At 55.9% G+C, this 12458-nt stretch carries 7 protein-coding genes; 4 read left to right on the top strand and 3 right to left on the bottom strand.

The window, feature by feature from the left end:
- Positions 1-80: 80 nt before the first annotated feature.
- Positions 81-1382 (bottom strand): phosphoribosyltransferase-like protein, encoded by a 1302-nt coding sequence (locus BLS61_RS10465; protein WP_090430554.1) that lies wholly within the window; start codon positions 1380-1382, stop codon positions 81-83.
- A 296-nt stretch (positions 1383-1678) separates the two neighbouring features.
- Between BLS61_RS10465 and BLS61_RS10460 the strand changes: the two genes are divergently transcribed.
- The 4 genes from BLS61_RS10460 to BLS61_RS10445 all read left to right on the top strand — a co-directional run bounded on the left by BLS61_RS10460 (position 1679) and on the right by BLS61_RS10445 (position 8179).
- On the top strand, positions 1679-4474 hold the full coding sequence (locus BLS61_RS10460) for a UvrD-helicase domain-containing protein (RefSeq protein WP_090430552.1): 2796 nt from the start codon (positions 1679-1681) through the stop codon (positions 4472-4474).
- Positions 4475-4710: 236 nt separating this feature from the next.
- The gene (locus BLS61_RS10455) at positions 4711-5781 is read left to right on the top strand and encodes an ABC-three component system protein (protein WP_090430550.1); all 1071 of its coding nucleotides are present in this window, start codon (positions 4711-4713) and stop codon (positions 5779-5781) included.
- Complete coding sequence (locus tag BLS61_RS10450) at positions 5769-6272, top strand: ABC-three component system middle component 2 (RefSeq protein WP_208598792.1); 504 nt, start codon at positions 5769-5771, stop codon at positions 6270-6272. Before BLS61_RS10455 ends, BLS61_RS10450 begins: the two co-directional genes overlap by 13 nt.
- A 191-nt stretch (positions 6273-6463) precedes the next feature.
- Positions 6464-8179 carry a hypothetical protein gene (locus BLS61_RS10445; RefSeq protein ID WP_208598791.1) on the top strand — a complete coding sequence of 572 codons (1716 nt, stop codon included), beginning with the start codon at positions 6464-6466 and terminating at the stop codon, positions 8177-8179.
- A 91-nt stretch (positions 8180-8270) separates the two neighbouring features.
- On the opposite strand, the gene BLS61_RS10440 is transcribed toward BLS61_RS10445, so the two are convergent.
- Both BLS61_RS10440 and darG read right to left on the bottom strand, forming a co-directional pair.
- Entirely contained in the window at positions 8271-11285 is a 3015-nt protein-coding gene (locus tag BLS61_RS10440; protein ID WP_090430548.1) for a type III restriction-modification system endonuclease, read from the bottom strand.
- A 110-nt stretch (positions 11286-11395) separates the two neighbouring features.
- Positions 11396-12454 (bottom strand): type II toxin-antitoxin system antitoxin DNA ADP-ribosyl glycohydrolase DarG, encoded by a 1059-nt coding sequence (gene darG / locus BLS61_RS10435; protein WP_090430546.1) that lies wholly within the window; start codon positions 12452-12454, stop codon positions 11396-11398.
- Between the last annotated feature and the right edge of the window lie 4 nt (positions 12455-12458).

The raw sequence follows: 12458 nt of genomic DNA, 5'->3' as shown, positions 1-12458 counted from the left end.
AATCTGCGCCCGGTAGATGAATCGTGAAGCGTGACTCATCTTGGCGGCAACATCTCAAGGATGTACGCCGAAGCTAGAATCTAGATTGGTTGCCTCAGCGAGGTGGGATAGTAAGGCTCTGGCTCTTGCTTGCCAACATGCATTGCGAGTGTAGTGACGTGCAGCTGCTTTCTTGCATGCGCAAGCTGGCCGGCACCTTGGTCGGTTAGTCGCCGCTGTGAGTCGATCCACCCGTACGAGGTCATCGTACGCAGTAGCTTGGCAAGCTCGTGTGTAGGTAGGCCTGTCCTGCTAGCGAGCACTCTGTCGTTTAGTCGTGGAGGCCGTGACAGGGTACCGAGGACGAGAAAAATCTGCGCTGTCGGTATGTCGGATTTCAGTACCGCAACGGATCTGGCCAGGCTGTGCTGGCCGAGGTTATTCAGGCGAGCATTGATTTTCTCAGCAGTCAGGTTTATCCCGAACGCGTCTTTGCTGATCCCGGCCGATACTCTGGCTGGAAACAGCGGAGTCCAGTTTTTCTTCTTATCCCTAGACGCCTTGTAGAACATCAGTGGAATGTTATTTGGCGCGCCATGGGCGAAAACGATCAAGGCGCCTCCATTGCCATAACCCAGGCTGGGCCCGCTCCATACCCATGGCGCGTGACCTGGTTCACCTTCAGTAGGGTCGTAGGCGGTGCAAAGTCTTTTCATTTCTTCTGCCACCTTCGTTGAGAACATTGTGTCAATGGTCGGACAGGGCAGAACTATGTGAATCTTTGGATGACAGCGATGACTTGCCACACTGCGCTCGCCTGCCTCCGTCGCCGAATAGGCCATGACCGCGAACCTCATCAGTCTGCCTGACCACCAACTGCGTACGGATCTCACAAGCCAGGCAGCTTCGAGGTAGCGCCTTGCTCGATCACCGCTGCCGATTAGGTCTGTAACGACCCAGAATGCTCGCGCACGCTTACGGCGAATTTGGTCAGGGCCCGGATGGTTGAGGAACTTTTCTGGGAACTCACGGCAGAGATCCGAGATCATCTGCGCAACGATTCCTTCGCTGCCGACTGAAGGGTCATATGACTTTGTCGGCTTGACTGCCGCGGGCCCGGCTGCTCCGTACGCTCGTCGTATGGCTCGTTTGGTCTCCTTGAACAGGCGATGGGGTACCCCAAAGCGGTGTCCAAGCTCACGCTCGGCGTACAGAGCGACCTTACCATCGATGCTTTCGGCTTCGCGGATTAGCATCGTGCGCATATGGCCGATAAAGTCGTCACGTGAGACGAAGGTGAACGCTTCGAGGAGCTTTCGGGCGAGCGGTCGATCCCCTAGGCTGAACTGCTCCAACCAGGCTTGGGCCCGGGTATCACTGGCTAAGACAGTCAAATCGAGCATGGGTCATCATGATTCTAGAGGCCTTCTAAACTGCTCTTGAGAGATGGATCTATGTACCATCTCATCACCAGCCTGGGGGCGATGAAGCTTTTCAAAGCTATTGGCACATCTATCACAGCACGTTCGGCATGCTCTGCCTTGACGCTCTGCCGTCATAGCGCTTGGCTCAATATGTCTGAAAATCCTAATTGACCATTGGGTATGACTTCAATTCCCCTCAGAATGCTTACCACCTAGGGTAGAAGCAGGCTTTGAGCCAAGTGCCCTACGATCTTGCATTGGAGACGGTGTAGCGAATGGAATACGTATGGGCCCCATCGGCCTTGGGCAGGATGCTGACGCGCTCTCCGAAGTGGCAGTTGCGTTTGGTAGATGGGCATTTCGAACTACGAGTTGGTAGCCGTAGCGCAGGTAGCTCCAAAGATGAGCGCTTCTCGGTTCAGGTCGAAAATGGCTTCGTCTGGGCGAGCCTGAGATATCCCGGCGGAAAGCTGGGCGGGCTACCTAAAGCCGCTGTCGAAGGTCTCAGTCAATCTATCGCCGTGGTGGAGGTTGAACAGCAGGAGCAGCGACGTCTTGAAAGGGAGAGGCGTGAGCGTGAGCGCGTTGCCACCTTCAAGACGGTCTTTGAGTTGATCCATGGTTGGGTACTACGGATTGCTAAGGAGCTTGCACAAAGCAAGGCTCAGAGGCGGTGGTTTACTCACGAGCAGCAAGCTGCACTGCTAAGTGCCAAGCCTCTTCTTCCTATCCTCGACGAGGAGGTCGACACGCTTCTTCGCGACGTCCATCTGCAGAAAGCTTTGGGCGTTTCTGGTGTGTCGGTCGAACAGGTTCTGAAAGGCTGGGGAATGGACTGGTCGGCCGCCTGGAAATCCTTCAACGAAAGGCACACACGCGACGAACTGATCGCTTGCGAACCGCTGCTATCGAAAGTCGAGAAAAGGCCGCTTAACGAAGAGCAGGCGCGAGCTGTGATCTGTTTCGATAACCGTGTTCAGGTGGTTGCCTCGGCAGGGTCGGGAAAAACCTCCACCATGGTCGCTAAAGCTGCCTATGCGATTGATCGGGGCTTTGTGGAGCCGAACGAGGTGGTAATGCTGGCCTTCAACAAAGACGCAGCAGAAGAGCTTGCTGAGCGTGCGAGGCAGTCTTTCGAACGGTTGGAAATGAACGTTACCGTTCGCGCCAAAACCTTTCACCGATTGGGTCTGGCCATTATTGGCTATGCCACCAAGAAAAAGCCCCGAGTCCCATCATGGGCGGTCAAGCAGAAGGACAGCTTGCAGAGGCTTGCGAACATCGTCGACGGCCTCAAGGACAGCTCAGTAGCGTTTCGAACTCGATGGGACTTGTTCCGCCTGGTATTCGGTCGTGACATTCCTGCCTTTCGCACCATGAGTAAGCCGGCGAAACCCAAGGCCGACGCAGACACGATTCGTACGCTGCGTGGTGAGCCCGTGAAAAGCCTGGAAGAGTGCATGATTGCCAATTGGCTTTTTTACAACGGTGTCAATTACGAGTATGAGCGCAACTATGAGCATGACACGGCCACAGCAGAACACAGTCAGTACCAACCTGATTTCTACTATCCGGATATCGGTCTTTACCACGAGCACTTCGCGTTGGATGAGCATGGTCAGCCTCCAGCGCATTTTGAAGGCTATCTGAAGGGCACGGTTTGGAAGCGCAAGCTGCATCAAGAGCATCGCACTCAGCTCATAGAAACGACTTCCCACCAGCTTCGCCAGAACACTTGGATTGAGCATTTGACCTATGAGTTGACCCGGCGCGGCATTGTGCTTGATCCGAATCCGGACCGGCCAATTCCAAGCAATGGCCAGACGCCCATGAATGATCAACAATTGCTGAGCCTGCTGCGGGTGTTCATAGGTCACGCCAAAAGTAATTGCTTGACGCCAGAAGCGCTCGTGGAGCGGGTCGAACAGATGGCCCAGGACGCCTTCAAGCACCGCTATCGAATGTTCCTGGATATCCTTTGGCCGGTCATGCGCGGCTGGAACGATGCACTCGCAGGTGAGGGCGGCATCGACTTTGAAGACATGCTGAACATGGCGGCCGACTATGTGGAGCAAGGGAGGTGTTCCCCTCGCTACCGGCTGGTAATGGCAGATGAGTTCCAAGATGCCTCTCAGGCCAGAGCCAGGCTCTGCAAGGCGTTGGTGCAGCAGCCTGGCCGGTTCTTTTTCGCTGTGGGAGACGACTGGCAGTCTATCAACCGCTTCGCAGGTGCCGACGTGTCAGTCATGACCGAGTTCGTTGAGCGGTTCGGTTCAGGTCAGGTATTGAAGCTAGAGGAGACGTTCCGTTGTCCTCAGGCGATCTGCGATATCTCCAGCCGATTCGTAGTGAAAAATCCGGCTCAAATTCCTAAGCGTGTTCACTCCAAGACACCTGCCATTGGGCCTGCTTTGCGGGCTATTGCAGTCAAAAAGAGAGACGACCTACAAGGCGCGGTCTCCAGGTACTTGGAGGAGCTAGTGGAAGGTGTCGTCAATGGCAGTATTCCGGGCGAGAAAGGTCGTAAGCTCAAGGTGTATGTGCTCGGACGGTATAACAAGGATGCGCGCTTTATTCCGGATGATTGGCGGCATCGCTATGGGGAACACATTGAACTGTCATTTTTGAGCATTCATCGTTCCAAGGGCGCGGAGGCCGACTACGTCATTTTGCCGGCGATGATCAGTGCGGCTCGCAGCTACAGTTTTCCGAGCATAATGGCGGATGATCCAATCATGAATCTGGCTATGGCGGATGGCGACTCGTACCCCTTTGGAGAAGAACGCCGGCTGTTCTACGTCGCGCTGACGCGTGCTCGACGATCAATTGCCATGTTCACGATTCAGGGGCAGATTTCCGTGTTCTTGATGGAGTTAGTCAAGGACGGCGCTGTGACGGTCGAAGTCCCCGATGACACGCGACTTATCAGAAAAAAGTGTCCCCGATGCCATGTCGGTGAGGTGGTCAGCAAGAAGGGGCCCTGGGGCAGCTTTCAAAGCTGTAATAACTACCCCAGCTGTGACTATAAACCCAGTAAGCGATCCGCGGAGGTAAGTCGTAAAGGCCGTTGATCTATTTAGCGGCCTATTCTGGCTTTCGGCGCCTCCGGGTGGAGCCGGCTATTTGCAATAGAAACACGTGATAGTTGCTGCAAGGTAAGGGCGAGACAAAGTCTGTGGAACGTCACTTGCTTATGGCACTATAGCATCAGAAAAATAAAGCGGCGCAAGCCGGACCGTTCCTGAGTCCGCTCTTAGCCGATGATTATGGGGGCGTCAGCCTCCGTCCCAAATGCGGCGCCGATGGTATGGAAACCAATCCACCTCAGAAGCAAAAGCGAAAAAATGGCTTCGCGGTCAAACGTGGCGTCATTCCGCCGTCATCGCAGGTATTACTTTTTCACGCCGATCAGTGGGAAAAGTTCATTGAGAACGCTTGTCGCAACCGTCCTATAGGTGACGGTGCGCAGTACGTTTTTGTCAAACAGTTGGGCGGTGCAGGCGATGGCGGGCGTGATGTCGAAGCGCGCCTGGTTCCAGCTTTGTCTCAGCGTCAGTGGGATCTTTTTCAAGGCAAACATTACGACCATGCTTTGATGCCTACCGATGTATTCAAAGAGTTGATCAAGTTTTTCAAGCATTTAGAGGCGGGGACATATCCAGCGCCACGGCATTACTACCTCTGCGCGCCACGCGGCGTGGGTAACGATCTTCACAACCTTCTGAGCAAACCTGACGAGTTCAAACAGCGATTGCTGGATGACTGGAGAGCGGAAAAGACCGGCCTCAAGGGGCGGGCTAAAGAGCTAACCCCGACAGTCGAACAGCTAGTGAAGGCCTTCGAATTCAAGAACATTTTGGAGTGCCAGACGCGAGACCTTCTTGAGTGGCATGCGTTGGATCAAAAGGCTCACTTCGAGCTTTTTGGTTTTGAGGGTGAGCGCGGTGATGATCCATTTGCACCCGACACGCCCACAGCAGAAGAGCAGATCTACGTCGAAGAATTGTTGAGGGTCTATTCTGAGCTATCCGGAGATGATCTGACTCTGGACCAGTTAATGGTCTCAGATTCCTACAGCGAGCATTTCCAGAGCCAGCGTGCTTTTTTCTACTGCGCTGAAGGCCTGAAAATATTCAGTCGGGACACTTACGGTGAAGCAGAGTTCGACGCGTTGTTGGACATGGTGCTGATCGGCATAAAGTCGAAGGTCAATAGCCCTCGGCATAAGACCGCTCTGGACCGGCTCGAGGCTGGTACCGAGGGTGCGCAACAGTTAGTTGTCAATGACAGTGATCTGACTCCTAAGCTGCGGCCTGGGGATCTGCCGGGTACATGCCACCACTTGGTAAACCGGAGGAGGCTCAAGTGGGTCAAGTAAAACGGCGCGCCTTGCCTGTGTTCAACTCCCCGTTTGAGCTCGGCATCCGCATGGTCTATCTCCTGCAGGCTCTCATGCCGCATGGCGCGGACCTTCAGAAGCTGGTGCTTTTGGACTATGCCATCGTGTATTCGGCAGATCTGAACGGACCGAGCAGCCTACATACACCCATTCCGTTCCGTGGCGCAGAGCTCATGAGCAGGCGCGAGCTGATTGAGCAAGGTCTTTACCTCATGAGCACACGGGGCTTAGTAACGGCAATGTGGGGCGCAGATGGCATCACGTACTATGCGGGAGAGATCGCGAGGACTATGACTGGAGCTCTAACGTCAAAGTATTTACGTGAGTTGGAGCAGCGCTGCGCGTGGGCAGCTGAGCGCTATGGACAAGTTGACTCCACCGAGCTGACTTCCCAATTCGCTGCGAGTGGTCACCTGTGGGGAGCGGAACTCGAGTTGATGGCGCGAAATGGAGGTAGCGCATGGGCATAGTTCTAACGTCCCTGTCCGTCCACGGACCAGACCGGGAAGTCGCCGAGGTCCTATTCCATCCCAGACGACAGCTGATTCGAGGCCCTAGTGAGACCGGCAAGTCCTATATCTACGACTGCCTTTGGTACATGCTGGGAGGTAACGACCTTCCCGAAACATTTCCGCTTACGCAGGGATACCAGGAATTTCGCTTGCGGTTTAAGGCCTCCGAGGGCGAGTACGAAGTACGCCGGGGGTTGGCCGGTGGAGGTGCCGCTGTCTACGCGCGCGTGCTCGGCAAGACCGACGATCAAGTGTTCGAGCCGCTGGAACAGGAGCTCGGGGAGTTGCTCGTAGAATTGTGCGGAGCGAGTGGTAAACAAATTCTTCGCAACCACAGCGAGCGTGGCGCTGTAACGGGTGACGATCTTCGCCACTGGTCGCTGTGGTCGCAGTCTGATATCCCTGCCAAGCAGCCCAGTGCGGGCAAAGGTTTTTCAATACCGAAACATGAAGCTGCGTTCCACTTGTTTTTGACAGGCAGCGATGATTCGGCCATCCAACTCCGGAAGTCTGCAACAGAAGCTGAACGTGCCCGCGGCGAGCTACAGGCTGCCGAAACTGCTCTGAAGCGCATCGAAGGCCTCATGCCGAAAGACCTGGGGCGCAACGAAGTGGAAGAAGCACTGGAACGGGTGGATGCGACTCTGTCGGCGATGACGAGTCAATACGACGCGCGTGCTTCCGCGTTGAAAGACTTGCGCAGGCAGCTTGCGGAAACGACCGATGAATTGCGCCGGGTTGAGAACGACCGGAATCACTCGCGGTCTATGATTGGCCGCTTCGAACTCCTTGACGAGAAATATGCGAACGACCAGGCTCGCCTTGGAGGTACTAGCGAGGGGGTCGCATTCTTCCAGGAACTACCGACAGTAGACTGTCCATTGTGCGGAACCCCGGCAGAAACCCAAGTAGATCCTAACGATCTGCGCCCAGCGGCGCCCAGTCGCTACCGAGCAGCCATCGCTGCTGAAGCTGAAAAAATTCGTGCGCTCCGCGTGGGCTTGCTCGCAGCCCTGCAGCATGAGCGAGACCGCTATGACGATCTCAAAGCGCGCACTTCGAAACTTGCTGCTGACCTCAACGTGCTGCAAAACCGCGAAGCTATGGTGCTAAATAATGCCCGTGTTGAGTTCACCGCTAATCCAAAGACATTGGCATTGAGACGTTCAGAACTGTCTGAGCAGCTGAGCTATTTCGATGAAATACAACATCTTGCTGCCGAAATTGACCGCCTAAAGAAGGCGAGCGTGCGCAAACGTATTACCGTAGCTCGCGAGGGTGGTGCGTTTGGTCGTGAGGTGGCCAATCGCGCTAAGGAATTGCTGGATGCTTGGGGGTTCACTGCCATCCAGAACATCGCTCTAGATGACGGTTCCTGCGACCTGCGAATTGACGATCGTTCTCGCCTGAGCTATGGCGCTGGTGTGAGGGGCTTGTATCTGTCCTCTCTGATGGTTGCGCTCATGGAGCACGCGCTCGAAAAAGGACACCCCCATCTCGGCGTCGTCGTCCTCGACTCGCCACTGAAGACGTATGCTGATCCTGACTCTACCGAAGAGCATGAGGTGCCGCCTGCGACGGTCATTGACCGGTTCTATGGCTGGATGTCGACTTGGCATGGGCGCGGTCAGGTCATCGTTCTCGAGAACGAACCGATCAAGCCAGAAACGGCGGAAGCGCTCGAACCTATCACGTTCACGCGTATCCGTGGCAAGGGCCGATACGGCCTTTATCCACTACGCGATGGCCTGAACAATCTTCCGAAGGCGGGTGATCCTGAGATACACGAGGATCAAACGGTTGGCGATGAACCACGCGATAATGTAACCGGCGACGGCGAGGCGGATCAGAAGACATCGAGCTGAGGCGCTGGTGCGTACCAGCTTTAATCTTCAAGCACTATCAGACACTTGGGCAGCCTATCGTACTACCCAAGTCGTTATGTGATCCATTTGTCTAGTTCAGCACGCCTGCAATCACATCATCCACACTACTCGCTCGGCCAAAGCGCAGGCTGACCTCATCTGTTGCAAGTAATTTGAAGTGAGCGGTGCCGCAGTCGATTTTCGCTTGCTCAATCGGGCGAAGGTCATCATTGAACAGGCTGCTTTTGGTTTCCACCACAAAGTAGAGGCGTTCGGCACCGTCTTGCTCAACCAGTATTGCCCAGTCGGGGTTGTAGCTGCCGAGCGGGGTAGGGATGCGGAACCAGCCGGGTAGCTTTGCGTAAACCTTCACGGCGTCGTTGTGTTCGAGCGCTTGGGCGAAGTCATGCTCAATTGCTGAGTCATAGACCACGTGCTCGTAGACCGATTTCTCGGTGTTAAGCAGCATGTTCTTCAGGTAGCCGGTCAGCTCTTGCTGCTCGAACAGTTCCTGGGCATAAAAACTGTCGTCGCCCAGCTTCACGTACCTGATGCCGTCCACCAACGCCAGGCGCTTGCAGCGGTTGATGATTTCGCCCGCCAGCTCAATGAACTGCTGAGGGTTGCGCTTGAAGTCGTCCAGGCGCTTGCTTTCAGTGAGGATGCGCACCAGGGTGCGGCGGGTGAGCTGGGTGCGGTCCTGCAGGTCGGTCAGAATGTCCGGCAGCTCGATATCGCTCTCGTCCAGGGTGACGGTGTAGGCACCTTTTTTCTCATTGGCTTCTACGCCCGACTTGCCGATGGCTAGATCCGCTTTGCGCCATTGCAGGCGAGGGCGGAACACTGCCGGCGCTTTCTGCAGATTATTGATGCAGTCGGCGATCAGTTGTTCGTTGTTGAAGTCAACGCGATAGGTGGTCTGGTGCTTGATACGGTCCCAAAGGGCTTTGAACTCTTCGCTTTGCAGCACTGCTTGGCGAGTCGGGACGGCGCGGCGCTCATCAGCGTTTTTGATCTCTAGGCGTCCGGAGACTTTCTTCAACAACTCAACTATTTGTGAGCGCTGCGCCTCGAACTCGGGGGGGAGTTGCAGCAGGCCATCTTTGAGTGCCTGCTTCAGTGAGTCCTGCACCTTGCCCTTGGCGTCCACGTACTGCTGAGCTTTCAAGAAATCCCAGAGTACTTTTGATTGCTCAAAGCCAAGCGGTTTTGACTCGCCATCTGCGCTGGTGATGGCAACAGCAGCGAACTGGTGCTCCTCGACGATGCCGAAGCGAATGCCCGTGTCTTCTTCAATCTCTTTCTGCAGATTTTCAGCGAAGGCTTCATAGCTCTCAGTGGCAATCACGGTCAGCGTGTTCACCTCGAAGCCGCGCACCCTATCGCCGTTTTGGTTGACGCACAGGCGCAGGCCGCGACCGATGGTCTGTCGGCGCTCACGCTCGGATTGAATGTCACGCAGCGTGCAGATCTGGAACACGTTGGGGTTGTCCCAGCCTTCCTTGAGTGCCGAGTGGGAAAAGATGAACTTCAGCGGTGTGCTGAAGCTGAGCAGCTTTTCCTTGTCCTTCATGATCAGGTTATAGGCGCGCTCAGCGTTCTCTCGGTTGCCGGCGTTATTCTCAGCGGTGTCAGACCAGCCGCCCTTTTTGTCGATGGAGAAGTAGCCGTTATGCACCTCTTCAGCGCTGTGGTTGAAGTCGACCTCGCTGAACAGGCTTTGGTAGTCCGGGTGCTTGGCGAAACGTTTGTATTCTTCTTCGAAGATGGTCGCGTACACGCCTTTCACTGGATTGCCGTCAGCGTCGTACTGGCGATAACGCTCGACCGTATCGATGAAAAATAGCGACAGTACCTTGATGCCCATGGGGCGAAAGCGCTTTTCCTTGTCCAGGTGTTCCTTGATCGTGCGGCGGATCATTTCGCGCTGAATCGCCAACGGTTCCACGCCGCCATGAACCTCACCAATGCGCAGGTACTTCTCGCCACCTGGGTAGCGCAGCTCGACGAACTCCTCGCCTTTGGCGGTGTTGATTTCGCCGATGCGAAGGTCTTTGTAGACGGCGCGCTTGGTTGCCTGCTCCAGATCGTCGCCGTCGTATACCGTGACCTCTTGGGTGGATACGCCACTTGTGGTTGTACCCACATCCAGCTCGACTTTGGCTGAAATTGTGCCGCGCTTGTTGCTGACCGCTACCAGCCGCACAAACGGCTTGTTGTGGGCATCCTCGATCGTTGCCGAGGCCACCTCGATTTGCTTGACCAGGCGGCGCTCATAGGCATCCACCGCGTCCAGCCGGTAGACCATGTGGTGCTTGTCTACGTGGGTTGCGGAATAGCGCAGAGTGCACAGCGGGTTCATCGCATCCAATGCGCTCTTGCCGGCCCCTTTAAGGCCGCCATCAACGCTCTGCGGCTCGTCGACAATCAGGATCGGGCGGGTTGCCTTGATCAGGTCGATGGGCTTTTCGCCGCCGGTCTTTTCGCTGTCCTTGTAGAGGTTGTTGACGTCCTTCTTGTTAATCGCGCCAACGGTAACCACCATGATCTGGATGGTTGAGCTGGTCGCAAAGTTGCGTACCTCGCCGAGCTTGTTCGAGTCGTACAGGAAGTAGTCGTAGGGCACGCCCGAGTAGAGGCCCTTGAAATGCTCCTCGGTGATCTGCAGGGACTTGTAGACACCTTCCTTGATCGCAACCGACGGCACCACGATGACGAACTTGGTAAAGCCGTAGCGTTTATTCAGTTCAAAGATGGTGCGCAGGTACACGTAGGTTTTGCCAGTTCCGGTCTCCATCTCGACGGTAAAGTCGCCTGACGTGAGCAAGCCGGAAGGCGGGAGCCCGCCGCGCAGTTGGATGTCGCTGAGGTTCTTGTGCAGTTCATCATCGAGCAGTGTTAGGCGGTTACCAACACCCAGGTCGGATTCGGCAATGCCCAGGGCAAACTGCTGTGGCGCGTCGCTCGGGTCGCTTTCTGCCGGGGCGGGGGCCTTCATGGTGACCGTGAACTCGGTACGGCACGCCTCCTGGCCACGGAACAGATCGCATACCGCTTCGATAGCCTGTAGTTGATAGTCGAGATCCGGCTCGAAGTGCAGTTTCATGTTCAATCCATTTTCAAGCTCGCCTTCAGGCAAGGGCGAGAAATTCTGTCATTTAGCTCTCGACTCCCCATGCCGCGAGGCGGCATGGGGAGTAAGATTCAGGATGTCTTTCAGGCGCTCAGGGCTATGGGCTCGATCCAGCCTTTGCTTGCCAGTACATCTACGGCGATACCGATCTGGCGTGGCGTGAATTGCTTCTTGCGAGCGTTCCAGGCGTAGGTGCGGGCGACTACCTCTTCGACGCTGGAAACTGGATCACCCTCTTTGACGATCCAGTGCACGGTCGCAAGCAGCTCCAAGCCGAAGGGCGTTTCAAAGCCTTCTACCAGCTCTCCGACGCGGTCGAATCGGGTGCGGGTTTCAGCATTCGCTTCCAGGAAGGCGTTAGCGTCATCGACTGCGCCAGGCACCAGGGTTAGGGGCTTGTCGGGTGCATCACCCCCATCGGCATAGCCCGCTACCAGGTGACCTTCAATCGCGCGCAATACGTGCCGAAGATTCTCGGCGTACGGGCCGTAGGGAGCTTGGACGTACTTGAGGCGAAGCGGCTCGCCCGCTGCCTGCATGAAGTACATCAGCTTGTGTACTTCCAGCAGGCTAATCGTTGGGTCAAGCAGGCCACGCACATAGCGATTCATCAGTTCCACCAGTGCGGCGCGCCCAGCGGTCATGCTCGGCACTTCGCGACTGTGGTGCATTGTGTCTGCAGCGGGGGCACCCTTGGGTTCGTAGACGCGCACATGCACGTCCGGCAGATCGGCCATGGCTGCTTCGATACGAGGGCGCACCTCTGCCCAATCAAGCCCACCCAAACCGCTGCCCAATGGTGGGATGGCGATGGAGCGGATACCACGGCGGTGAATTTCGGCCACCAGGGCGCTGAGCCCTGCGTCTATGTCCTGCAAGCGACTCTTGCCGCGCCAGTGGCGTTTGGTCGGGAAGTTAATAATGTAACGTGGCGACGTGAGCTGGTTTGTGTCGAACACGAACATTCGGCCAGGCTGCACCTCTTCACGCTTGCAGGCCGCCTCGTAAGCCTTGAAGTTCTCCGGCCACATATTCTTGAACTGCAAGGCAATGCCACGGCCCATTACACCGACACAGTTCACGGTGTTGATGATGGCTTCGGAGTCATCCCGCAGGATGTCGCCGCTGGTAAATTCGATCATGACT

It is taken from the genome of Ectopseudomonas guguanensis (assembly GCF_900104265.1).
GTDB classification, from domain to species: Bacteria; Pseudomonadota; Gammaproteobacteria; order Pseudomonadales; family Pseudomonadaceae; genus Aquipseudomonas; species Aquipseudomonas guguanensis.
Note: the sequence above shows the minus strand (reverse complement) of the source record. Positions and strands in the feature narration are given on the sequence as shown.

Coding starts and splice junctions, on each gene's coding strand:
- BLS61_RS10440 (WP_090430548.1), bottom strand. CDS start 11,285: ATGAAACTGCACTTCGAGCCGGATCTCGACTATCAACTACAGGCTATC.
- darG (WP_090430546.1), bottom strand. CDS start 12,454: ATGATCGAATTTACCAGCGGCGACATCCTGCGGGATGACTCCGAAGCC.
- BLS61_RS10460 (WP_090430552.1), top strand. CDS start 1,679: ATGGAATACGTATGGGCCCCATCGGCCTTGGGCAGGATGCTGACGCGC.
- BLS61_RS10455 (WP_090430550.1), top strand. CDS start 4,711: ATGGAAACCAATCCACCTCAGAAGCAAAAGCGAAAAAATGGCTTCGCG.
- BLS61_RS10465 (WP_090430554.1), bottom strand. CDS start 1,382: ATGCTCGATTTGACTGTCTTAGCCAGTGATACCCGGGCCCAAGCCTGG.